Origin of the sequence: Oceanimonas sp. CAM02, assembly GCF_032842915.1 — a bacterium.
GTDB classification, from domain to species: Bacteria; Pseudomonadota; Gammaproteobacteria; order Enterobacterales; family Aeromonadaceae; genus Oceanimonas; species Oceanimonas smirnovii.
In genome coordinates this window covers 50,042-73,380 of sequence record NZ_JAWJBK010000033.1, presented here as the reverse complement: position 1 = coordinate 73,380, position 23,339 = coordinate 50,042, and the positions used below count along the sequence as shown (strand labels likewise).

Here is a 23,339-nt window from a genome sequence, read left to right as displayed (position 1 = left end):
CTCAGTCTACCCACTCAGACAGGCGCAGCACCTCAGAAACGGCAATATTGCCCGCCAGTGCCTGCTCCAGGGCCGCCTGGGGCAGCGTCACAAAGCCCGGCAGGCGGGCCACTTCCGTTTCAAAGGCCTGGGTATTTTCATGACGCAGGGCATCGGCCATGGGCTGATTCACTTCCAGCCACTCAAACACCCCTATTCGCCCTTTAAAACCGGTGTGATTACAGCTGGCACAGCCTTCACCACGATAGAAGCGGCCCTGTTCGGCCTGCGGATTCAAATGTATTAAAAACTGGCGTTCGCTCTCGTCGGGCTGGGCCGGCACCTTGCAGTATTCACAAATTTTGCGCACCAGCCGCTGGGCCAGCACGGCTTTCAGGGTGCTGGCCACCAGATAACCGGGCACGCCCATGTCCATTAATCGCACTGCCGAGCTGGGGGCGTCGTTGGTGTGCAGGGTAGACAGCACCAGGTGGCCGGTCAGCGCCCCGCGCATGGCAATTTCGGCGGTTTCCTGATCGCGCATTTCGCCAATCAGCAGCACGTCCGGGTCCTGACGCAGGCTGGTGCGCAAAATGCGGGCAAAGGTGAGCCCGGCCTTGCTGTTTACCTGCACCTGATTAACCCGCGGCAGCCGGTATTCCACCGGATCTTCAGCGGTAATAATTTTACGGTCGGGGGTGTTCAGCTCGGCCAGAGCCCCATAGAGGGTGGTGGTTTTACCGCTACCGGTGGGGCCGGTGACCAGAATAATGCCATTGGGGCTGGCCAGTTTGCGCCGGAACGAGGCCAGCAAGGCCGGCGGCATGCCCGCCTGCTCCAGAGTGCGGGTGCCGCCGGACTGATCCAGCAGCCGCAGTACCACCGCCTCGCCATATTGCACCGGCATGGTGGCCATGCGCACATCCACCGGGTTGTGTTTGATGGTCAGCTCAAAGCGGCCATCCTGCGGCAAGCGGCGTTCGGAAATATCCAGCCCGGCCATCAGCTTGAGCCGCGATACCAGCGCCGGCGCTATGGCCACTTCTTTCAGCTGGGTTTCCTGCAGCAGGCCGTCTACCCGCATGCGCAGGCGAATAACCTTGTTGTCGGGCTCTATGTGAATATCGGAGGCCCCCACCTGCATGGCATCTTCAAACAGGGAGTTCAGCAGGCGGGCCACGGTGGCGTCGTTGTCTTCCAGACCGGCGGTTTCAATCACGGTGCGGCTGGGCGCATGCTCTTCCGACAGCTTGCCGGCCAGGTTGGCAATGTCGTCGGTGCGGCGGTAGAGCTGATCATACAGCGCCAGCATCTGGCTGTGAGGGGCCACCGCCAGGTGTACTTCCCGGGGCGAGAGCAAATTGCTGATGGCATCCTGGGTGTCGAGATCGGCGGGGTCGGCCAGCACCACTGTGGCCTGAGTGTCGTCGGCACCGATCACCAGCGCACGGTGACGGCGGGCATACACTTCCGACATCAGCTTGACCGCCTGGGGATCAATATCGACTTTATTGAGATCGAGCAGCGGAATGTCCAGCTGCTCGGCCACAAAGCCCAGCAGCTCCAGCTCGGTGAGCATGCCCATTTGCACCAGCACGGCACCGAGGCGACCGCCTTCCTGACGCTGCTTCTGCAGCACGGTTTCCAGCTGGTTTTCGGTGATCACACCATGGTCTATCAGCAGCTCGCCCAGGCGTTTAGTGAGTTTGCGTTGTGCCATGTTGCTCCAGTTGCTGGTTAACAAATTGCAAGGATGCCACACCCAGATCCACACTGGCTTGCGCCTGCTCAAAGGCATGGGTGAAATTTTGCCCCAGGCTGCGCTGGCACAGGCCCAGCCCCAGCCACCAGGGGCCGCTGTTCTGCTGTGCCAGCAGGCGATGGTAGACGGCCATGGCGTCTTCACAGCGGCCACTGCGCCGGCCGGCTTCGGCCATGAGGGCGTAATAGTCCAGATGTTGCGCAAGCTCCGGTTCGGCTTGCTTCAGCACTTGCCAGGCTGCGGCATGGCGGTGTTCATTGGCCAGAATGCGCGCCAGCGTCAGGCGCAGCCCGGCCTGCTCCGGTGCCAGCTCCAGCCCTTGTTGCAGCAGCGCCTTGGCCTGTGCCGGTGCGCCCCGGCCATATTGCAGTGCCGCCAGCTTAAGCCGCAACTGATGAGCATCAGGATAACGTGCCAGCGCATCATTCAACTGCTGTTCGGCCTGCATCCAGTTGCCCGTGGCCAGCGCCGCATTGGCGGTGGCTTCGGCTTCTGCCAGCTGATCGGCACGGCTGACCGTGACTTCACTGATGGACAACTCGCTGGCCGCCGGCGGCGTGGCCATGACCTGAGCCCACACCGGATCGTTCCAGTCGGGCTGATCATCGGCATAAGCCATGGCAGCCGTCAGCACAAGCAGCAGACTTGCCGTCAGCTTCATCGTGCCCCCCGGTATTCATGGTTTACCGGAATCGGCTCGGGCTGAGGCGGATACCATTTTTCCAGCAGATCCCGGGAGCGTTGCAGCTCGGTCTGCCAGGTGTTGGCGGCCACCACCACCGGGCGCAGCATGATCACCAGCTCGCTTTTTTGAGTGGCCAGGTTGCGATTTTTAAACAAATTGCCCAGCACGGGTATTTCGCTGATCAGCGGAATGGCGGTTTCCTGCTCGGTTTGTTTCTCCTGCATCAGGCCGCCGATAATAATCACTTCACCGGAGGCGGCTTCCACTATGGTATCCGATTCGCGCACCGTGCTTTTGGCCAGCGGCAATATCAGGGCACCATCGCCAAAGTCGATGATTTTGTTGGAGTCTTCCACTTCACTGACCGCCGGATGAATATGCAGCAGCACGCGGTTATCGTCGGCAATTTGTGGCGTTACGTCCAGCGAAATGCCCGAGAAAAACGGCTGCAGCTCTACCTCTGGTGTGCGCTCCGACACGCCGCTTGAGCCGGTGGTGGTGGTTAATGAAAACTCAGTGACAAAATACTCATCGGTGCCTACTTTAATCACCGCTTTCTGGTTATTGCTGGTGGTAACACGAGGGTTTGACAGCGTATTTACCTCACCCTGGGTTTGCAGCAGGTTTACCACCGCATCAAAGTTACCATCGGTATAGGTAAATACAGCTCCGCCTCCCAGCAAGTCTGACAACGGACTTAAAAAGCCGGGGTAGGTTACCGCCGTATTACCCGTAGCAACCTGACCAGAGCGGCTGTTTGCCGACAGGTTATTCCACTCTATGCCCTGCTCATAACCGTCATTCAGCTCCACTTCCACAATACGGGCTTCCAGAATGACCTGGCGTTTGAGCTGACGTTCGGCCCGGGTTAAAAAGTCGTCTACCAGTGCCAGCTCGTCGGGGGCAGCACGCACTGTCACCAGGCCGGCCTGAGGGTTGGTGACCACCACCCTGCCCTCTTCATTGCCAATTAACCGGCCAAGGGCGCTTTCCAGATCAGACCAGAAGTCATTGTTGGATTCGGTATTAATACGGGTAGAGCTGCCGCCGGTATTACTGTCTTCGTCGCTGCTGCCAAGGCTGCTGCCGCTGATGGCGGTTTGCGACTGACCATTGCGCGACAACATCAGATAATTCACATTAAAGGTGCGGCTGCGCACGCCGTTGGCATACACCTGATACACGCCGCTGCGCTGCTCTATGCCATAGCCATACAAGCCGGAGATGGCATCCAGAATTTCCGGCAGGGTCACCCGGCGCAGGTTAAGGGTAATGGTGCCGGTCACATCCGGGTGCACCGCAATGCTCACGTTATGCTGGCTGCCGAGGGCGGCAAAAAACTCCCGGGCATCTACGTCCCGAGCGGCAATATCAAAACGGCGCGCCGGTGCCAGGCTGGTGCCGGCTGCCGGCCGGCGGCTGCTTAACAGCTCCTGCTCTACCGCCGCGGGCACGGCATCGGGCCGGGTTTGCAGGGCTTCGTCCAGCGCCTGCTTGGGCAAGGAGCCGTCGGGGGTCTGTACACAGGCGGTCAGGCCGGCAGCAACCAGGGCCAATGTAAGCGGTTTAAGCATCCGTTTCATGGGGTATCCGTATCATTAAAAGTAGAGAACAGGTTCAGGATCAGGCGCTTGCCCTGGTTTTCCAGGGTCACCTGCTCTTTGGTGATGGCCAGCAGGCGGTAGTTGCCAACGGCCTTGCCAAGCGTCACCCACTGGCCGTCAATGATGGCACCGGGGGTGCTGCCGCCGGCAAAAATGGCCTGCACTACAGGCACACTGCTGTTATTGCTTGCGGGTTTGTCCGCCTTGGTCACCGGCTGCGGCCCGACGGCCAGCGGCCGGGTCGGATCCTGTACACTGCCGGCGGTGCTTAATAATGAAAACAGCAGAACACTGGCGTTAACCACGGATCAGCTCCTTGTGTTGACTGATGGTAAAAAACTCCAGCCGAATAAGACCGGTGGGGTGCTGCTGCAGCTCAAAGCTCAGGCTTTGCCAGAAAATGCGTCCGCTCAGGCTTTCCAGTTGTTTGGCGTAGTCGAGCAGCTGCAAATAACTGCCCGACAGCTCCAGCGCCAACGCGTGCCGGTAGAGTATGTCGCCGCCTTCCTGAGCCGGGTTTATGGGCTCGGCAGGCAGGTTGGTCAGGCCGGTTAAGGTCAGCCCGGTTTGCTGATCCAGCACCGACAGCAACAACGCCGGCATTTGCTCGGGCCCCACCAGGGTGCGCATGCGGGCATCCACATTGGCATTGATCTGACTTAACTGACGAGACAGCCGGGCCACCCGCGCCCGCTGATCGTTGGCTTTAAGCTCACTGATACGCTGGTTAAACTCCTGCTCCAGTCCTTGCTGCTCGTTAATTTGCCGTTCCAGCTGCTGCTGTTGTGCCTGCAGCTGCTGGGCGGTGGCAGCCAGGGTCTGCTCATACAAAGTGAGCCCGGCCCAGGCCGTGAGCGCCCACAGGGCCACGGCAAGTAACCAGCGCTCGCGCCGGTTGCGGGCCATATAAGCATCGTGAAGCTGTTTAAGCCTTGCTTTCATCGGGCTACTCCGTCGCTGTGCAGACTGAATTCAAGGGCTTCGGTGCCGTTCTGATGAATATCCAGCTTGCCAAACTCGCGTCTGGCCAGACTCTGATAATGTTCAAACCCCAGGATCCAGGCCGGCACGGCAGCGGCGGTGGCAGCCTCGCCGGTGAGGGTCATGGCCTGCCCCTGCAGTTGCAGGCTGGTCAGAGACAGCTGCTGCCAGGGTACCCGGGCCAGGTCGTCCAGGGTGCTGGCATAAGACACCAGCTGATCCCGGCTGAGCAGCCCCAGCAGCTGGCGACGGGTACGAATATCACGCTCAATACGAAGGCGTTCGGTGTCGTCCTGAGCCTGATTCAGCAGCGCCACACTTTGCTGCAGCCGGGCTACCGTGTGTTGGGCCGCGTCCAGCTGTTGCTGCAGCTGCTGGTTGGCAACCGTCTGGCGATGGTTTGTCACCGACTGCCAGGCAAACACCAGGCCCCACAACAACACAACGGCCAGCATGCCCAGCAGCACATGGCGGCTGGTGGGCAGCTCTTTTACCGGCTTGAGGGCAGCCTGATAAAACTCAATGCGGGTTTTCATGCCTTGTCCTCCTCCAGCATGCCGATGGCGGGCAGGCTGACCGGTGACAAGTGCTCATTGGTCAATGATTCGGCTTCAATATCAAATACTTGCTTAATAGCCAGCTGCACTGCCGGAGTCACTCGTTGCGGCAACGCCAAAAACCACTGATTGGGAGCATTCAGCTTCAGCTGGCCGGTGGCGTAGTCAATGCTGCGCTGCAGCTCAAGCAGCAGGTTGTCGAATACAAACTGATCAACCGCCATCGACTCATCATCCAGCGCCTGAAAACCACGAATGGTGCGGGAAAAATGCCACTGTCCCTGATGAATAAAGGTCATGGTCAGCTCCTGGCCGGGCACCTTGTGCAGCACCAGACCTCGCTGATCTGCGGCCAGCAGATTACACATGGCCAGTTCATCTGGCCCCATGGTTGCGATGGAGCAAAGCGGCGTAATGGCAGCCACCAGCTCGGCCAGCGGCTGGCGCTTGCTGTAATAGACGGCAATGCGCGCTGTGCCCTGCGGCCCCGTTGGCAAATCAATATAATCAAACAGCAGCTGCTCTACCGGTTCATCCACCATTTCTCGCATGCACCAGGGCAAGGCCTGGGCCAGCTCGTCGTCGGGCATGGCGGGCTTGTCTATTTGTGTTTGCCGGTAAAAATGCCGGCCCAGTGCCAGTTTTATTCGGCGGCCCTGCCATTGTTGCTGCCCGATTAACCGGACCAGCGCTGAGGCTGCAGATTCGCCCTGATTAAAAAGCAGCTCAATCACCTGCCGCGGATATTGCTCTTCCACTGCATACAGCGCCGTCTGGGTAAGATAGATGCTGACTACCGTGCTGCTTTGAGCGGATTTGAACCATTTTAACATTCAGATCCTTAACGCCACCGAAAAATAAAAAAGCCAGTATAAACAGATAAAAGCAGTTAATGAACAGAGGCTTGCAAACCAGTGAAATAAAAAAGGGACGCTTGCGCGTCCCTGATATTTACCATGATACAGATCAATGGCTGTGAGCTTCGCCTGCCCCTTTGGGGAAACGAATGCTTTCTACCAGTTCCTGCACTTCCTGCGGGGTTTCACGGGTCACTTTGGCCACCACCAAAGATACGGTCAGGTTAACCAGCATGCCCAGGGTACCAATGCCCTCGGGGGAAATGCCGAACAGCCAGTTTTCCGGGGTGCTGGCGGCGGGGTTGATGAACTTGAAGTAAATAATATAGCTGGCGGTAAAGGCAATGCCGCTCACCATGCCGGCAATGGCCCCTTCCTTGTTCATTTTCTTGTAGAAAATACCAAGCACAATGGCCGGGAAGAAAGACGCGGCAGCCAGACCAAAGGCAAAGGCCACTACCTGTGCCACAAAGCCGGGCGGGTTGATACCAAGATAACCGGCACCAATCACGGCCACTGCAGCGGCAATGCGCGCGGCCATCAGCTCCTGCTTGTCGGTCATGTCGGGCTTGAGGCCTTTCTTGAGCAGGTCGTGGGCAATGGAGGTGGAAATAACCAGCAACAGACCCGCTGCCGTCGACAGCGCCGCTGCCATACCGCCCGCTGCCAGCAATGCCACTACCCAGTTGGGCAGCTTGCCGATTTCAGGGCTGGCCAGCACGATAATATCGGGGCTGATGGTCATTTCATTACGCTCGTCACCGGAATAGAACAGGCGACCGTCACCGTTTTTATCTTCCCAGTTGACCAGGCCGGTTTTTTCCCAGTTGCCTACCCAGGCGGGAGCCTGCTCGGCAGCCACACCCTGACCGTCGGGACCGTTCAGGCCTTCAATCATGTTAACCCGGGCAAAGGCAGCCACAGCCGGTGCCGTGGTGTAGAGGAAAGAGATAAACAGCAGCGCCCAGCCGGCAGAAATACGCGCATCGCGCACCTTGGGCACGGTGAAGAAGCGAATAATCACGTGAGGCAGACCGGCAGTACCCACCATAAGCGCGGCGGTAATAAAGAACACATCAATGCCCGATTTGTTGCCGGAGGTATATTCGGTAAAGCCCAGCTCCTGCGACAGGCCGTCCAGTTTATCCAGCAGCTCCATTCCGTCGCTAGTCTGGCCAATAAAGCCCAGCTGCGGTACCGGAGTGCCGGTCACCAGCAGAGAGACGAAAATGGCGGGCACCAGGAAGGCAAAGATCAGCACGCAGTATTGTGCCACCTGAGTGTAGGTGATGCCCTTCATACCACCGAGCACGGCATAGAAGAACACAATGGCCATGCCGATGATTACGCCCACATCAATGTCTACTTCCAGGAAGCGGGAAAACACCACGCCGGTGCCGCGCATTTGTCCGGCCACATAGGTGAAGGACACAAAAATGGCGCAGAACACCGCTACCATGCGGGCAGTCTGAGAATAGTAACGATCACCGATAAAGTCGGGCACGGTAAACTTGCCGAACTTGCGCAAGTAGGGTGCCAGACACAGCGCCAGCAGTACATAGCCACCGGTCCAGCCCAGCAAATACACACTGCCGTCGTAACCGGCAAAGGAAATAATGCCTGCCATGGAGATAAACGACGCCGCCGACATCCAGTCGGCTGCGGTGGCCATGCCATTGGCTACCGGATGCACGCCGCCGCCGGCCACGTAGAACTCACCGGTGGTGCCGGCACGGGCCCAGATGGCAATGCCAATGTAGAGGGCAAAGCTCAGCCCCACCAGTATAAATGTCCAGGTTTGGATATCCATTTCCTACCCCTTACTCTTCTTCAACGTTGTATTTTTTGTCGAGCACATTCATTCGCCATACGTAAACGAAAATGAGCACCACAAAGACGTAAATGGCCCCTTGCTGGGAGAACCAGAATCCCAGCTTGGCACCGCCAATGGTGAAGGCATTGAGTACATCAACCAGCACAATGCCGAACAGATAGGAAACCGTAAACCAGATGGCGAGCAATATGCCCATCAGCCTGAGGTTTTCCTGCCAGTATGCTTTTGCTTTTTCCTGATTTTCGAACGCCATTCTTCCTCTCCTTGAATAGCCGAATACGGTTCGAAAATAACAATAGCGCTGGCGGGGCTGGTTGAAACTTATACTTTGGTATTAACCTGGCGTTAAAATTAATTTAACGTAAATTTAACCACGCTAGCTCTGGCGGGAATGGAGGAAGGTTGGGACTCGTCCCAACCTGTCTTGTTCCATCTAACGCCTGCAGACACTCGAAGCAGTAATGGGGTTTGCCGTAGCCGACCATTAAATGCCATGGATGGCATTTTCGAGCGTTACAGGGAAGTACTCGAAGCGTGTCGGCGGAATGCAACCGCATTGATGCTTCGATACTCCACTGCTGCAAGCTTCGCAGCTCTCTTTACAGATAGGTGAGGGTCAGAAAGACCACCACCGGGATCACGGCAACCGACATCACATTACCCAGCAGCACTATGCTGGCCATTTTGTCGGGCTGGCAGCGATATTGCTCGCACAGCAGATAGTTAAGCACCGCCGGCGGCAACATCACTGATAATGCCAGCAGTTTAAGCCAGTCATTGGTTAATGGCAGCCACCAGGCCACCAGCGCAACACTGGCGGCACCGGCGAGCAGATACAGCAGATTCAGTTTAAATGCCGGCCCCAGGTTGCCCACCTCGCCCGCCGACAAGCGCACGCCCAGTGCAAACAACATCAGCGGCACCGCCATCTGGCCCAGCAAGTCGGCACTGGTATACACAAACTGCGGCAGCAGGCTTTGATGATCGGCCAGCACAACCCCGGCCACGGCCGCCCAGACAATGGGGTTTTTAAGCCACTGCCAGCGGCCGGCCTCGCGGGAAAGAATAAACAGCCCAAGGGAAAAGTGCAGCAGGTTAGAAAGCACAAACAAAATAATAATGGCCCCCAGCTGCTCCTCGCCATAGGCCAGCATCATCAGCGGAATGCCAATATTGCCGGTGTTGCGGAACATGCCCGCCAGCACCTGAGTGCGCCGCTCAATACCGCGAACATGAAACAGCGCCAGCATCAGCCCCGGCAGTATGATGCACAATGCACCGGCCACAATTAACGGCCAGCTCTGAGACAGGGAAACCGGGTTGCTGATCAGCGCCGAGAACACCAGTGCAGGGCAGAATACCGCCACATTGGCCGCGTTTACAAAGCCCATTTCCGGGTTGTGCTGACGACGGCCAAACAGAAAACCGACCGCCACCACGGCAAACACCGGCAGCACTATATTGAGCAGAGTAAGCAGCATAAACGAAGAACGCCAAAAAACGGCAATAGTGCGTTTTTTGGCGTTCAGTGTCCAGATGAGAAGCGGTTTGCTTCTCCGGCCAGCTTAGCCGTAGCGGCTGTAAGCCAGGCCGTCGCTGTCGATATCGGTCTTATTACCGCTGATCAGATCGGCAATCAGCGAGGCAGAGCCGGCACCCATGGTCCATCCGAGCGTACCGTGACCGGTGTTCAGCCACAGGTTCTTGTAGCGGGTACCACCGATAATGGGAGTACCGTCCGGGGTCATGGGGCGGAAACCGGTCCAGAACTCGGCCTTGTCGATATGACCGCCTTCCGGGAACAGGTCGGTCACCGACTGAGAAATGGTATCCAGCCGGGCCTTGGGCAGATCCTTGTTAAAGTCGGCCAGTTCAGCGGTGCCGGCAGCACGAATACGGTTCTCAAACCGGGTAATGGCCACTTTGTAGGTTTCATCCATTACCGTGGACTGAGGCGCATCTTCGTCTTTTTTCACATCGATAGTCAGTGAATAGCCCTTGATGGGATAAATGGGCAGACTGATGCCAAGCGGCGTGAGCAGAAACGGCGAGTAGCTGCCCATGCACACCAGCACCTGATCGGCAGTTTCAAGACCATGATCGGTCTGAGCGCCACGAATTTCGTCACCGTCACGCACCAGTGCCTTGATCTCGGTGTTGAATTTGAACACAACGCCTTTTTCCTGACACTTTTTCACCAGTGCCTTGGTAAAGAGATTGCAGTCACCGGTTTGATCGTCCGGAAAGTGCAGACCGCCTACCAGTTTGTCTTTTACCCGGGCCAGTGCGGGCTCACGGGCAATGCAGTCTTCTACATTCAGCATGGCGTGATTCACACCAAATTCCTGCAGCACTTTGATGTCTTTGGCGGCATCGGCTACCTGCTTTTCGGTACGGAATACCTGCAACAGGCCTTTTTTACGGCCTTCAAAGGGCAGCCCCAGTTCATCCTGCAGGGCGTTGATGCACTGACGGCTGTACTCGGATACGCGTACCATGCGGGATTTGTTAATGCTGTAGGATTTTTCATTACAGTTGGCCAGCATCGACAGCATGAACTTCCACTGCGCCGGATTGGTGCCGGGGCGCACTTTCAGAGGGGCATGAGCCTGGAACATCCATTTCATGGCCTTGACCGGAATGCCCGGCGCAGCCCAGGGAGAAGACATGCCAAAAGAAAGCTGGCCGGCGTTGGCAAAGCTGGTTTCTTCTGCGGCATCGGGCTGGCGGTCCAGCACTACCACTTCATGCCCCTGCTGAGCCAGATACCAGGCGCTGGTAACGCCAACCACACCACTACCTAAAACCAATACTTTCATAACGCTACCCTACTTTGGAATCTGAATGCCTGTTGGGCGAGAATATCATCCAAAATCAGGGAAAAATCCAGCGAGTTACATCACAAAAAAACCTTGCCTTATGCATGAAAAAACCTCTTTCAAACCCGCTTCCCAAAGGGGATTGGTGGTTAAACTGCGGCAGGTTTTACTTGAAATATAAAATTCCAACAAAAACCAAAAAATCAGAACATAAAACCAAAACAAAACAATGTGTGACAAAGATCACGTTACACATAAATTTATGCTAGTTGTAGTGTGATAACACCATGGCCAGCTCTCTTTGCAGTAATTCCAGCTGAGCATAGGGCACATCCTCTCCCTGTTGCGGCCAGACCATGGCCGCCTCGGCCAGATCTGCCAATGCGGTTTCTCCGGCTGCGACCGCACAATGCGCCAGCTCATTGAGCAGCTGTGTGGTTTCCGCCCGGTTCTTTTCGGCCTGAGCTGCCTGCACCAGCCACAATTGATCCCGGCAGGCCAGCAGGTCGGCCACCGCTGTTTTAGCAGCCTGAGAGGCCGTCACCGGCGGTGAAGACGACACCACAGAGGAAGACAGCGGCGGTATGGGTCTGCCACTGTATTCCTGCAGGGTTTTATACAGCACAACACTGCTCACCGGCTTGGAAATGTAGGCGTTCATGCCCGATGCCAGACTGCTTTCCTGATCTGCCCGCATGGCACTGGCGGTCAGTGCAATAATGGGAACCTGATGATGCTGCTGCAGCCGCCGTATCTGTCGAGTTGCTTCCAGCCCGTCCAGAATCGGCATCTGCAAGTCCATCAGCACCACATCAAAGGGTTGCAGCCTCAGCAGCTCAACGGCCTGGCGGCCGTTATCGGCCAGGGTAACGCGCACGCCCACCCGGGACAGATATTCTACTATCAGCTGTTGGTTAAGCCGGTTATCTTCTGCCAGCAACACATGCATGCCTTCCAGCTGCTGGCGATAACTGTCTTGCTCTGTGGTGGTGACCACCACATCAGCCGATGCTGTCTGAGGGTGCAATACCTTGCTTAAACAGGCCGACAAACGCTGCCAGGTCACCGGTTTGGAAACATAATGATGAATGCCCAGCAGGCGCATCTGAGCCGTTTGCCGCTCTCTGCCAAAGGCACTGACCACCACCACAGGCAACCCTTCAAACGCGGGTTGCTGACGAATATAACGTGCCAGATCCATGCCGTTTTCCATTCCCAGACAACAGTCTATCAGGGCCAGATCAAACTCGGTGCCATGCAGCTTCAATAAGCTGCGGGCCTGCTCGGCACAGTCCGCGCCATGCACCACAAAACCGGCATTGCTCAGCATGGCAGTGAGCGCCTCACGGGCATGTGCATTGTCATCCACCAGTAACACCCGGGTGCCGGGTTCAAACAGGCACTCTGACTGCTGAACCTGCTCCTGTGCCAGGTGCAGCGGCAAATACACATAAAACACCGAGCCTCTGCCCGGCTCACTGTGCAGCCTGATATCCCCCTGCATCAGCTCCACCAGATGCCGGCAGATACTCAGACCTAATCCGCTGCCACCGTATTTGCGGGTGGTGCTGGCATCCACCTGACTGAATGACTGAAACAGCTGCTCCTGCTGCTCGGGCATAATGCCAATGCCGGTGTCACGCACTTCAAAACACAGCCTGGGGCTGACTTCATCGGTCAGAGAAATGCTGACCATCACTTCGCCGCGCTCGGTGAACTTAAGGGCATTGCTGACCAGGTTGGTCAGCACCTGCCCCAACCGAAGCGGATCGCCCCGCAGCCTGTCGGGCACTGAGGGGGCTTTGTCAATAATGACTTCCAGCCGCTTTTGTTCCGACATGTCGGCGAACAGCACCGCCAGCTGCTCAAGCTGCTCATTCAGATCAAAATCAATATTTTCCAGCTCAAGTTTGCCGGCTTCCACCTTGGTGAGATCGAGAATATCGTTAATCAGTAACAGCAGGTTGTCGGCAGACAAGCCGATTTTGGCCAGATAGTCCTGCTGGCGCTGATCAAGGCGGGTTTGCTGCAGTAACGACACAAAGCCGATGATGGCATTCATGGGAGTGCGGATTTCATGACTCATATTGGCCAGAAAGTCGGTTTTCGCCTGTGCCAGTGAGCTGGCACTGATATTGGCTTTGTGTAATTTACGGTTATTGATGTAAAGCACTCCCCCTGCCACACACAGGCCGCCCAGCAACAGCATGAGTGCCAGTACCAGTAAGCGATCCCGGTTGCGTTCGGCTTGCTGCCGCCACTCGGTCACTTTTTGGTAAAAAAGCGTGATGTTGCGACCGGCCAGGTCCTGCCTGAGCAGCACCAGTTCATGCAGATCGCTGATAAAAATGCCATGGGCATACAAGGCTTCTGCCATGGCCGGTGCCTTGGGCCACAATGACTCCAGCTTGATGGCCTGCTGCTCCAGCACCTGCACAAAAAGCGGGTTAGTACTGTAAAGATAGAGCCGGCTGCGCTGCAGCAGCGGCTGCAAGGCGGCCCGCTGTTCAGGCTGACGTATCTTGTTCCTGGTCTCGATAAAATGCTGCAGACTATGGCGGGCATGCAGCTCGGCATCCTGTAATTTCTGCAAGCGCTCAAGGTAGACGTCAGGCTGCAGAGACTCGGCAAGAGGGGCCATGTTCAGCTGGCGCAGATATTTATTAAAGTGCGATACCAGCAAGGCCAGCCGACGGCTTTGCTCTTCCAGCAGCACTGTGGTTTCAGCACCGGGCATCATGATGTTGTGGTGTATGCGATAGAGTTCATCAATCACCGGCGTGGCCACCTGCACCAGCTGGCTGCCGTTACGGTATTGCTGAAACAGACTGACGCCCTGCCACAACACCGTCAGTAACACTAATACCAGCGCCAATATCAGCCAGTTATGTTTTTTTTGAATACCGGGTTCGAATTTTGCGGCTGCCATCATCTACTGCTCCTGCGGGCGGTGATATAGTTCGCCGCATTTTTGATAATCAAAACCAAAACAACAACATAACGGAATCAACATGTCTAACCAATCATCCTCTTCCCGGTTCCGCACCGGCGTTTTTTTGCTGTGCATTCCGGCACTGCCGGCGCTGGCGCTGGGGCTGCCCTTTGAGCCGGAAGTGAACAAGGGACTGGCCTTGCTGCTGGTGATCGCCACCCTCTGGCTGACAGAAGCGGTAAATATTACCATTACTGCCCTGCTGGTGCCGCTGCTGGCAGTGTTGTTGGGCGTGCTGAGCACAGGAGATGCCCTCAGCAATTTTGCCAATCCCATTATCTTTTTGTTCCTGGGTGGCTTTGCACTGGCAGCCGCCATGCACTGTCAGGGGCTGGACCGGCTGGTGGCAGTGCGCATTCTGCAGCTGGCCGGTGGCCGGCTGGCCGTCGCCGTATTACTGTTGTTTATTACCTCGGCCTTTTTATCCATGTGGATCAGCAACACCGCCACGGCCGCTATGATGCTGCCGCTGGCACTGGGGCTGCTGCGCTGTCTGGACGAACACCGCCACGCTTCTACCTATGTTTTTGTGCTGCTGGGAGTTGCCTACAGCGCCAATATCGGCGGCATTGCTACCCTGGTAGGCAGCCCGCCCAACGCCATTGCTGCTGCCGAAACCGGTCTGGGCTTTGCCGAGTGGATGGCCATTGGTCTGCCCATCAGCCTGGTGCTGCTGCCACTGACCATTGTTTTGCTGTGGGTACTGTTCCGGCCTCAGCTTAATGAGCAAATCAACCTGACGGAAAATGCACCCGATTGGAGCCCAAAGCACTTTCTTACTCTGGGTATTTTTGCCCTCACCGTGTGCCTGTGGATTTTTTCATCACCCTTATCCGCCCTGCTGGGCGGCATATCGGGTTTTGATACGCTGGTGGCAGTGCTGGCCATTATTCTGGTGGGGGTCACCAAAGTGGCCGACTGGAAAGAAGTGGAGCATCAGGCCGACTGGGGCGTGTTGCTGCTGTTTGGCGGCGGCCTGACCTTGAGCCATATTCTTAAGGAAACCGGTACCAGTCTGTTTCTAGCCAACCACCTGGCAGAAGGGCTGACCCAGGCAAGTCCGCTGGTCATGCTGCTGACCATTTGTGTGTTTGTGGTGTTCTTAACGGAGCTGGCGTCCAATACGGCCAGCGCTGCCTTGTTGATTCCGGTGTTTGCGGCCGTGGCTGAAGGGCTGGGACTGTCGCCGGTGATAGTGGCGGCACTGATTGCGGTGTCGGCATCCTGTGCCTTTATGCTGCCGGTGGCCACCCCACCCAATGCCATCGTGTTTGGCTCGGGTTATATTCCGCAACGACAAATGATGAAGGCCGGTTTTGCCCTTAACCTTATCTGTATTCTGGTGCTCACCCTCTGGTTTGGTGTGTTTGGTTAATAAAAAAAGCCGCTGACAGCGGCTTTTTTGTTGAGGCGCATTCCGTTGCGTTACTGTTGCCAGAACGGCTTGCTGACTTCCTGATAACGATCAGCTTCGTTAATACCGATGTCTTTCAGCAGATAGGGCGGCAGTGCCGCCAGCTCACGACGGGTGCGGCTGCGGCGCAGCCAGGTACCAAGGGTACTCAGAAAGCCGGCTTTTGCTGCCGGGCGGGCAGTCTTGTGTACTGATTGCAAAGTGGTGTTCATAACGCGCCTCCTTAAATGAATGCGGGCGCAGCATAGGCGCGGGCGGCGCTGCCCTCAACTGACTTTTTCTGCGTTTTAAAGTTAAAAAAACTAATGGCAAATCACTCACAGCACGAAAGAAAACAACCTGTTAACGGTTAATTATCAAGCAATAAACACCAACCAAAGCCCTGTGGTCATAAGAATTACTGATGCTTATATAAAAAATCAACTTGCATGATTTTTTATGCACCAAGCCTGATTTTGTGCTGCTTAAAACCAAGAGAGCATTGTTACCTGCTGCATAAGTGCGCAAGTTTCTTTTTACACTCCGGTATATGCGCACATCCACAGTTTTTATCAAAATGCAAAAAACACGATTTAGCTGAAGCATTGCCAGTTTCAAGATGATAACACCAGCATAACAACACATAGTTGTTAATCATTCCGTAAAAAGAACCAACGACATACAGATGTAAGGGATAAATCCTTTGAAGCAGCAGATCGGCGCGTTGATTTTACCCCTGCCCCCGCCTACCCTGCGCCGGTGAAACTACCCTTTTAGTTATCTTTTATTCCCGAGGATTCGTTATGAAACGTGAGCAGTGGGGTTCCCGTACCGGGTTTATCCTTGCGGCCGTCGGCTCTGCCGTGGGCCTGGGTAATATCTGGCGCTTCCCCTATATGGCCTATGAAAACGGCGGTGGTGCCTTCTTTATTCCCTATTTGTTTGCCATGCTGACTGCAGGCATTCCCTTTATGATCCTGGAGTTTACGCTGGGGCATAAATACCGCTCCGGTGCGCCCGGCACCCTGCGCCAGCTGAACCATCGCTTTGAGTGGCTGGGCTGGTTTCAGGTTATGATCTGCGCGGTGATCGCCTTTTATTATGTGGTGGTCATTGCCTGGGCCATTTCCTATGCCTGGTTTGCGGTGGATCAGAGCTGGGGCGACGACAGCAATGCCTTCTTCTTTGGCGAGTTTCTGAAGCTGGGAGACAACTCTCCGTCCAATCTTGGCAGCATTCAGACTCACTTGCTGTTGCCGCTGATCCTGGCCTGGGCAGCCAGCTTTGTGGCTACCTACCGTGGCGTGCAGGGCGGTATTGAAAAAATCAACAAGGTATTGATGCCCCTGCTGTTCTTGCTGGTGCTGGTGCTAATTGGCCGGGTAGTGTCGCTGCCCGGCGCGCTGAACGGCATTAACTGGCTGCTGGAGCCCGACTTCAGCAAAATCTGGGATCTCAAGGTGTGGTCTGCCGCCTATGGTCAGATCTTCTTCACCCTGAGTGTGGGCTTTGCCATTATGCTGTCTTATGCCAGCTTTTTGCCCAAAAAGTCAGACATCAACAACAACGCCTTTATGACGGTGCTGATGAACTGCGGCTTCTCCATGCTGGCCGGCATCATGATCTTTGGTGCCCTGGGCTACATGGCCCACGCGCAGGATAAAGAGCTCACTGAAGTGGTCAGCTCGGGCGTGGGGCTTGCCTTTGTAACCCTGCCTACCGCCATCAATCTGCTGCCTGCTCCGGGCATTACCGGCCCGCTGTTCTTCCTGGCACTGGTGTTTGCCGGTATCAGCTCACACATTTCCATTGCCCAGGCCGTTACCACCGGTCTGATGGACAAGACCGGCTGGAGCCGGCAGAAAACCTCTGTGGTGTTCTGTGGCACCGGTTTTGTGGTGAGCCTGCTGTTTATTACCAACGGCGGTTTGCTGCTGCTGGATCTGGTGGATTACTACATTAACAATATGGCACTGCTGGGCTCCTGTCTGCTTGAGCTGTTCCTGGTGGGCTGGCTGTGCAAGCTGTCGGATTATCAGAAGCGGGCCAATGAGCTGTCTGAGTTCAGCATTGGCATCTGGTGGCAGCTGTGCATCAAATTTGTCTCCATTGGCATGCTGATTGTGATTCTGTTCAACAACATCATGGATGCCTTTAAAGAGAACTACGGCGGCTACAGCAATAACGAAATTTTGTTTATTGGCTGGGGCATGATTGCCGTGATGCTGGTGGTGGCCATTATCATTAATATGAGCAACAAGCAGGAGGTAAAGGCATGACCAGTGGTGCTATTATCATGATGATCATCGGCCTTGGCATTACCTGGGGCGGTGCTGCCCTGTGCATACGCCGGGCCATGCAGTCCAGGTAACATCGGAATATAAATAGCAAGGGCGGTGTTTACCGCCCTTTTTTTATGGATGCTTTGGCTGTACAAACCGCCGGGACGGATCTATCAGCACATCATTTCCCATAAATTCGCGGCCCAGCAGCACCGGATACAGCATGCGCGTACGATCCTTAAGTGTAAACTCCACGTTTTTCTCCAGATCACCCAGACGTACCGGCAGCGTCACTACCACTCGTCGGTCAGCCTTTTTGCTGTTGGCCTGACGAATGCGCACATAGCGCGTCAGCGGCGCTTCCATGTCCGATGTGATGTGATCGTGCAAAAAGGTAAAGCGCACCCAGGGCTCGCCGCCGCGCTCGAACTCTGCAATATTGGTCGCCGACATGGAAGAGGTTTTGGCACCGGAGTCGATGCGTGCCTTTATGGTGTCTTGCAATGCCGGCAGCCACAACCACTCCACCCGGCCAAGTACCCATTTATCATCTATTTTCACACTGTTATCCTTTGCTGCCATGGCCGTGCCAGGGAGCAGTAAAGCCATTAACCAGATTGTCTGTAATACCCGTTTCATTGGCTTGCCTCACTCGTCAGAATTTGACACAGGCATTCTAACCAGGGTCCTGACACCGGAGAATGCCTTGTTTTCAAAATTTGCTGAACATTTTTTGCCGCGGCGCTATGCTTGGCGGCTTTTATGTGAGCGGACGACCAATGAGCTGGGACCCTGATTTTACCACGCGCAACCCCATTCTTGGCCAGCTGAGCGATCTGATACGGTTTCAGCAGCCCCGCTGGCCCGATGTTGCCTGTCTGAATAAGCAGCTGGCAGCACAGCTACCCGTGCGTTTTATTGACGACCAGCATTTTGCCGCTCTTGACTGCTATTACGAAGAAGCAGTGGCCAGAGGGCAGGTGCCTACCCGACAGGCTAACTGGCATGACTTTTTCGGTGCTGTTATCTGGCATCTGTTCCCTCACACCAAGGCGCTGCTGAACCGGCTGCATATGGAGCACATTGCCGTTCACGGTGCCCGCCGGCGTACGCCCCGCCGGGATCGCATCACCCATTTTGATGAATGCGGTCTGGTGCTGGCGGTACGTGAAGGCGATGAAGCCGCCGCGCTGTTGCAGGCGCACGACTGGCAAACCCTGTTTGTAACTGGCCGGACGCATTGGCAGCAGCGCCGGGCCTTTGTGTTTGGCCATGCGTTGTATGAGCTGGCACTGGCACCTTTTATTGGCCTGACCGCCAAAGCCGTGGTCATTACCATGCCCGATGCTTTTTTTGAGGCCCCTGTGCACCGCCAGTATCAGCTGCTGGACAGCGCCCTGTGCCGGCAGTGTGAACAGCAACAGTTGTTTGATAAGCCGAAACCATTGCGGCCTTTGCCTCTGCTCGGCATTCCCGGCTGGTGGCCGGCCAATGAAAATCCGGCCTTTTATAATAATACCGATTACTTCCGGCCCCGGCGGCAGGGGTGATTTGAGACCCGTTTTTGCTTACACTTGGCGACCTTACGCATTAGAGGTAAAGAATATGTCCGGGCAAGATCCCGTTTACGATGCTGAGTTTAAATCCCGCTATCTGCATCCGCGCCACTGGCCTACCTGGCTTTCTATTGCTCTTTTATGGCTGCTGGCCTGGGTGCCGGTGCGTGCACGGGATGCTTTTGCCGGCTTTTTTGCCCCGCTGCTGGTCAAATTTGCTAAAAAGCAATGCTACATTGCCCGCACCAATATAAAGCTGTGTTTTCCTGAGTTATCGGACCAGGAAACCGAGGCCCTGCTGCTGCACTCCATTCGCGCCGGCCTGATGACCTTTTTTGCCTATGGCGAATGGACCACCCGCAGCCCCGCCTATTTACAGGGGCGCTTCAAAGTGCATGGCCAGGAGCACATCGACGCCGCCCTGGCAGACAACAAACAGATTATTTTCATGATCCCCCACACCTGGGCCATTGATGCCGGCGGGCTTTATCTGACCTCGTTGGGCATGCCCATGTGCACCATGATGCACAGTGCCAAAAATGAAGTGTTCGACTGGTTTATTAATCGCCAGCGGGCCCGCTTTAACGGCATTGTGTATGAGCGCGATGCCGGCATTAAGGCGGTGATTAAAACCATTCGGGACGGCAAGCATTTCTTTTATCTGCCGGATCAGGACCATGGCCGCGAGGCCAGTATCTTTGTGCCCTTTTTTGCCGAAATGAAAGCCACCCTGCCCGCATTGCCCAAACTGGTCAAACTGACCGGTGCCTGTGCTATTCCGGTGCTGAGCGTGTATAACACCGAGCAACACCGTTATGAGCTGATAGTACGCCCGCCCATGGCCCCCTACCCCACAGCGGATCTCACCGCTGATACCCGGGCCATGAACGCTGAAATTGAAGCCCTGCTGAGCCACTGGCCTGAGCAATACATGTGGTTCCTGAAGTATTTTCAGACTCAGCAACACAGCCCGGAAGGCCGCTATGAAGCAGGCATTCGCAAAATTCGGGGGCAGCAATGAGCTGGCTCGGCTATGTGGCGCTGGTGTGCCTGGGCCTGCTGATTTTATGGCTGACAGCCCGGCTTGATGACTGGCTTTCCAAACAAGAAAAATAACCTTTAACCCCTTATTTCAAGGAACGAACATGACTTGGTTGATGTATATGGTGCTGGGAGCCTTTGCGGGCACGCTGGCAGGACTTTTTGGTGTGGGTGGCGGCCTGATTATTGTGCCTGTTCTGATTTTCAGTTTTAACCTGCAGGGCATTGGCGGTGATCTGGTGGCGCACATGGCGGTGGGCACCTCCCTTGCCACCATTATGTTCACCTCGCTCAGTGCCATTCATACTCACCATGGCCGCCGCGCCATTGACTGGCCGCTGGCCGCCATGCTCAGTGCCGGTATTGTGATTGGTGCCTGGCTGGGTGGCTATACCGCCGACAAAATGTCAGGTCTGGCGCTGCAACGGGTGATTGGCCTGTTTGCCTGGCTGATGGCGGCACAGATGCTGTTTAATCTGATGCCCAAGGGCAGCGGCAGGCTGCCGGGTAAACCGGTGCAGGCGGCCATTGGCGGTGTGATTGGCTGGGCCTCGGGCATTTTCGGCATTGGCGGCGGCTCGCTCACGGTGCCGTTTTTGAGCTGGTGCTCGGTGCCCATGCAGCGGGCGGTGGCGGTGTCGTCGGCCTGTGGTTTTCCCATTGCGCTGGTGGGTGCACTCAGTTATGTGGTGCACGGGCTGGATCAGAACATGCCCGATGAAGCCTGGGGCTATGTGTATCTGCCGGCCCTGATCGGTATCAGCGTGGCCAGCATGCCCTTTGCCCGGGTAGGTGCCATTCTGGCGCACAAGCTGCCGGCCGCAGTGCTTAAGCGCGCCTTTGCGGTATTTCTGCTGCTGGTGGGTGCCAAGTTCTTGTTTTTCCCGGCGTAAAGCACCGTCACTCCGGGCGTGACCCGGAGTCCATTCAGATAGGGGCGCGGCCCAGGCTTATCACTACCCGGCGGTTGGTGTCGCGGCCTTCGGGGGTGCTGTTGTCGGCCACCGGCCGACGCTCGCCATGGCCTTCCACCATAATGCTGGTGTCGGGCAGGCCCAGCGCCATAAAGTGATCCTTGATGGCTTTGGCCCGCAGCAGCGACAGCTGCTTGTTATGAAAGGCAGTACCAAAACTGTCGGTGTAGGTATTGATCACCACCTCACCGATATTGGGATCGGCCTTGACGTAATCAGCAATCATGGCCAGCCGCTGGCGGGAATGCGGGGTCAGCTCATCGGCGTTGTTCACATAATTGAGCACGCTGAAGGCAATGTCTTCAAAGCCGTAAGGCAGCAGGCTTTGCTGGCAGTCCAGAAAGGCGGCGTAACGGGCGCGAAAATTCACCGACGACAGCCCCACTCCAGTGGTTTTGTCACCGGCATACCAGTCTTCAAAATAAAAGGTGGGCCAGCGCCCCTGGCTCAGCTCGTCGAGCATCACCCAGGCATTCTGCTGCTCTACCATGGCATCAAACTGCTGATAAAAAGTCACCTGGCTGATGGCTCGGGCGGCACGGCCCGGCTGCCAGTAGGGTGACTCGCTGCGCAGCGCTGCCTGGCGGGTGCGCGGGTTGGCCCTGAGCGGGCTCAGTTCAAACACCAGATTGACGTTTTTGCCGGCACGACTGACAAAGGCACCGGTACCGAACCCGGGAATATTGTGCTCCAGCCGGCACTCCACCGCCGAATCGGCAGCCAGTCGCCAGCGGGAATGATCCAAATCGGCCACATAGGTGCGGGGCTGCGCCCAGCTGGCGCTGCTTAGCATCAGTGCTGTTACTACCGTCAGTTTGCGCACGCCACTCGCCTCTTGTTGCCCTTTGCCGTTAACTTGGTGACAGAGAGTCTATCGGCAGGGAAAGGCCCGGCTTTAGCCCAGCGGCGCATAAACTCCGAACTTTTCGCCATGCTCGTGCACCTCACGGTTCAGCAGGGCTTTTTCTTCCGGTGACAGCCAGCTGGCCTCCACGCTGTTCAGCGCCAGCTGTAACAGCTCGCTGTCGCTCATGCCCAGGCCCTGTTGCAGAGCCTGATAGTTGGCATTCATGTAGCCGCCAAAATAGGCCGGATCGTCTGAGTTCACGGTCACGCACAGTCCGGCCTGCAGCAGCTCGCCCATGGGATGTTCGGCCATGGTATTCACCACTTTCAGCTTGAGATTTGACAGCGGGCATACGGTGAGCGGAATGCGGCTTTCGGCCAGCTCCGCCATCAGGGCCGGATCCTTGATGGCCGCCACACCGTGGTCAATACGCTCTACCCTGAGCAGTTCAAGCGCATCGCGAATATACTGAGGCGGCCCTTCTTCACCGGCGTGAGCCACCAGCCGGTAACCCTGATCCCGCGCCATGGCATAGACCCGGCGAAACTTGTCCGGCGGATTGCCGGTTTCGGCAGAGTCCAGCCCCACCCCGGTCAGCCAGCCATGAAACGGCTCGGCCTGTCGCAGGGTGTCAATGGCCGACGCTTCCGGTAAATCGCGCAAGAACGACATGATCAGCCGGCTGCTCATGCCCCAGTCGTAACGGGCCTGCTCCAGCGCTCTGTGAATGCCGGTAACCACCACTGAAAAGGGCACGCCCCTGCCGGTGTGGGCCTGAGGGTCAAAAAAGATCTCGGTATGACGCACATGTTCACTGTGAGCCCGCTGCAAATAGGCATGGGTCATATCAAAAAAGTCCTGCTCGGTTTGCAGTACACTCATGCCCGCATAATAGATATTCAGAAACGATTGCAGATCGTCAAACTCATAGGCTGCTTTCAGGGCAGCTTCATTGGCATAATCGAGAGTGATACCATTGCGCCGGGCCAGGGCAAATACCAGCTCCGGCTCCAGAGACCCCTCAATGTGAAGATGCAGCTCCACCTTCGGCAGTTGCTCAATAAATGCAGACATGGTGGTTCTCCTTGTTATTGCCGGCTTGTTAATAAACATAACAAATTTAAGCGAATATTGTGGCGTCAGCTGAGCCACAGTCAATAAACCCTGAAAAAGAGA

Annotated in this window: 22 protein-coding genes; 6 read left to right on the top strand and 16 right to left on the bottom strand. The window is 56.2% G+C overall.

What is annotated here, in order from left to right:
- Nucleotide 1: 1 nt before the first annotated feature.
- The 12 genes from R0I78_RS12425 to R0I78_RS12370 all read right to left on the bottom strand — a co-directional run bounded on the left by R0I78_RS12425 (nt 2) and on the right by R0I78_RS12370 (nt 14,010).
- The gene (locus tag R0I78_RS12425) at nt 2–1,699 is read right to left on the bottom strand and encodes a GspE/PulE family protein (protein WP_317075540.1); all 1,698 of its coding nucleotides are present in this window, start codon (nt 1,697–1,699) and stop codon (nt 2–4) included.
- Nucleotides 1,677–2,402, bottom strand: a complete 726-nt coding sequence (locus tag R0I78_RS12420; RefSeq protein ID WP_317075539.1) for a tetratricopeptide repeat protein — start codon at nt 2,400–2,402, stop codon at nt 1,677–1,679. The genes R0I78_RS12425 and R0I78_RS12420 overlap by 23 nt, the downstream gene beginning before the upstream one ends.
- Nucleotides 2,399–4,009, bottom strand: coding sequence for a pilus (MSHA type) biogenesis protein MshL (mshL, locus tag R0I78_RS12415; RefSeq protein ID WP_317075538.1), 1,611 nt, complete (start codon nt 4,007–4,009; stop codon nt 2,399–2,401). The genes R0I78_RS12420 and mshL overlap by 4 nt, the downstream gene beginning before the upstream one ends.
- Nucleotides 4,006–4,335, bottom strand: a complete 330-nt coding sequence (locus R0I78_RS12410) for a hypothetical protein (protein ID WP_317075537.1) — start codon at nt 4,333–4,335, stop codon at nt 4,006–4,008. The genes mshL and R0I78_RS12410 overlap by 4 nt, the downstream gene beginning before the upstream one ends.
- Nucleotides 4,328–4,972, bottom strand: coding sequence for an MSHA biogenesis protein MshJ (locus tag R0I78_RS12405; protein WP_317075536.1), 645 nt, complete (start codon nt 4,970–4,972; stop codon nt 4,328–4,330). The genes R0I78_RS12410 and R0I78_RS12405 overlap by 8 nt, the downstream gene beginning before the upstream one ends.
- The gene (locus tag R0I78_RS12400; RefSeq protein WP_317075535.1) at nt 4,969–5,547 is read right to left on the bottom strand and encodes a PilN domain-containing protein; all 579 of its coding nucleotides are present in this window, start codon (nt 5,545–5,547) and stop codon (nt 4,969–4,971) included. Before R0I78_RS12400 ends, R0I78_RS12405 begins: the two co-directional genes overlap by 4 nt.
- Nucleotides 5,544–6,401 (bottom strand): MSHA biogenesis protein MshI, encoded by an 858-nt coding sequence (locus R0I78_RS12395; protein WP_317075534.1) that lies wholly within the window; start codon nt 6,399–6,401, stop codon nt 5,544–5,546. Before R0I78_RS12395 ends, R0I78_RS12400 begins: the two co-directional genes overlap by 4 nt.
- A gap of 133 nt (nt 6,402–6,534) precedes the next feature.
- The gene (locus R0I78_RS12390; protein ID WP_019933805.1) at nt 6,535–8,235 is read right to left on the bottom strand and encodes a sodium:solute symporter family protein; all 1,701 of its coding nucleotides are present in this window, start codon (nt 8,233–8,235) and stop codon (nt 6,535–6,537) included.
- 10 nt (nt 8,236–8,245) lie between these two features.
- Complete coding sequence (locus tag R0I78_RS12385; protein ID WP_317075533.1) at nt 8,246–8,512, bottom strand: DUF4212 domain-containing protein; 267 nt, start codon at nt 8,510–8,512, stop codon at nt 8,246–8,248.
- 346 nt (nt 8,513–8,858) lie between these two features.
- Nucleotides 8,859–9,740: an AEC family transporter gene (locus R0I78_RS12380; protein WP_019933807.1), complete on the bottom strand. Its 882-nt coding sequence runs from the start codon at nt 9,738–9,740 to the stop codon at nt 8,859–8,861.
- Between the two features lie 84 nt (nt 9,741–9,824).
- Nucleotides 9,825–11,078: a D-amino acid dehydrogenase gene (locus R0I78_RS12375; RefSeq protein ID WP_019933808.1), complete on the bottom strand. Its 1,254-nt coding sequence runs from the start codon at nt 11,076–11,078 to the stop codon at nt 9,825–9,827.
- A gap of 265 nt (nt 11,079–11,343) precedes the next feature.
- Nucleotides 11,344–14,010, bottom strand: a complete 2,667-nt coding sequence (locus R0I78_RS12370; RefSeq protein ID WP_317075532.1) for a response regulator — start codon at nt 14,008–14,010, stop codon at nt 11,344–11,346.
- A gap of 79 nt (nt 14,011–14,089) precedes the next feature.
- Here R0I78_RS12370 and R0I78_RS12365 point away from each other — a divergent pair, with 79 nt between their 5' ends.
- Complete coding sequence (locus tag R0I78_RS12365; protein ID WP_317075531.1) at nt 14,090–15,445, top strand: DASS family sodium-coupled anion symporter; 1,356 nt, start codon at nt 14,090–14,092, stop codon at nt 15,443–15,445.
- 50 nt (nt 15,446–15,495) lie between these two features.
- Here R0I78_RS12365 and R0I78_RS12360 read toward each other — a convergent pair whose 3' ends face one another.
- Nucleotides 15,496–15,696, bottom strand: a complete 201-nt coding sequence (locus R0I78_RS12360) for a DUF1127 domain-containing protein (RefSeq protein ID WP_019933811.1) — start codon at nt 15,694–15,696, stop codon at nt 15,496–15,498.
- 570 nt (nt 15,697–16,266) lie between these two features.
- Between R0I78_RS12360 and R0I78_RS12355 the strand changes: the two genes are divergently transcribed.
- Nucleotides 16,267–17,742, top strand: a complete 1,476-nt coding sequence (locus tag R0I78_RS12355) for a sodium-dependent transporter (RefSeq protein WP_317075530.1) — start codon at nt 16,267–16,269, stop codon at nt 17,740–17,742.
- Nucleotides 17,739–17,834 (top strand): MetS family NSS transporter small subunit, encoded by a 96-nt coding sequence (locus tag R0I78_RS12350; protein WP_019933813.1) that lies wholly within the window; start codon nt 17,739–17,741, stop codon nt 17,832–17,834. Before R0I78_RS12355 ends, R0I78_RS12350 begins: the two co-directional genes overlap by 4 nt.
- A gap of 43 nt (nt 17,835–17,877) precedes the next feature.
- Here the strand turns inward: R0I78_RS12350 and R0I78_RS12345 are convergent, their stop codons facing one another.
- Complete coding sequence (locus R0I78_RS12345; RefSeq protein ID WP_317075529.1) at nt 17,878–18,306, bottom strand: ATP-dependent zinc protease; 429 nt, start codon at nt 18,304–18,306, stop codon at nt 17,878–17,880.
- A 218-nt stretch (nt 18,307–18,524) separates the two neighbouring features.
- Between R0I78_RS12345 and R0I78_RS12340 the strand changes: the two genes are divergently transcribed.
- The 3 genes from R0I78_RS12340 to R0I78_RS12330 all read left to right on the top strand — a co-directional run bounded on the left by R0I78_RS12340 (nt 18,525) and on the right by R0I78_RS12330 (nt 21,235).
- A complete protein-coding gene (locus tag R0I78_RS12340) occupies nt 18,525–19,295 on the top strand; it encodes a DUF3025 domain-containing protein (protein ID WP_317075528.1) in 771 nt (256 codons plus the stop codon).
- Between the two features lie 55 nt (nt 19,296–19,350).
- Nucleotides 19,351–20,322 carry a lauroyl-Kdo(2)-lipid IV(A) myristoyltransferase gene (lpxM, locus tag R0I78_RS12335; RefSeq protein ID WP_317075527.1) on the top strand — a complete coding sequence of 324 codons (972 nt, stop codon included), beginning with the start codon at nt 19,351–19,353 and terminating at the stop codon, nt 20,320–20,322.
- Between the two features lie 124 nt (nt 20,323–20,446).
- On the top strand, nt 20,447–21,235 hold the full coding sequence (locus tag R0I78_RS12330; protein ID WP_019933818.1) for a sulfite exporter TauE/SafE family protein: 789 nt from the start codon (nt 20,447–20,449) through the stop codon (nt 21,233–21,235).
- A 34-nt stretch (nt 21,236–21,269) separates the two neighbouring features.
- Here the strand turns inward: R0I78_RS12330 and R0I78_RS12325 are convergent, their stop codons facing one another.
- Both R0I78_RS12325 and R0I78_RS12320 read right to left on the bottom strand, forming a co-directional pair.
- Nucleotides 21,270–22,139, bottom strand: coding sequence for a flagellar protein MotY (locus R0I78_RS12325; protein WP_019933819.1), 870 nt, complete (start codon nt 22,137–22,139; stop codon nt 21,270–21,272).
- A 72-nt stretch (nt 22,140–22,211) separates the two neighbouring features.
- Entirely contained in the window at nt 22,212–23,237 is a 1,026-nt protein-coding gene (locus R0I78_RS12320; RefSeq protein WP_019933820.1) for an adenosine deaminase, read from the bottom strand.
- Nucleotides 23,238–23,339: the final 102 nt, after the last annotated feature.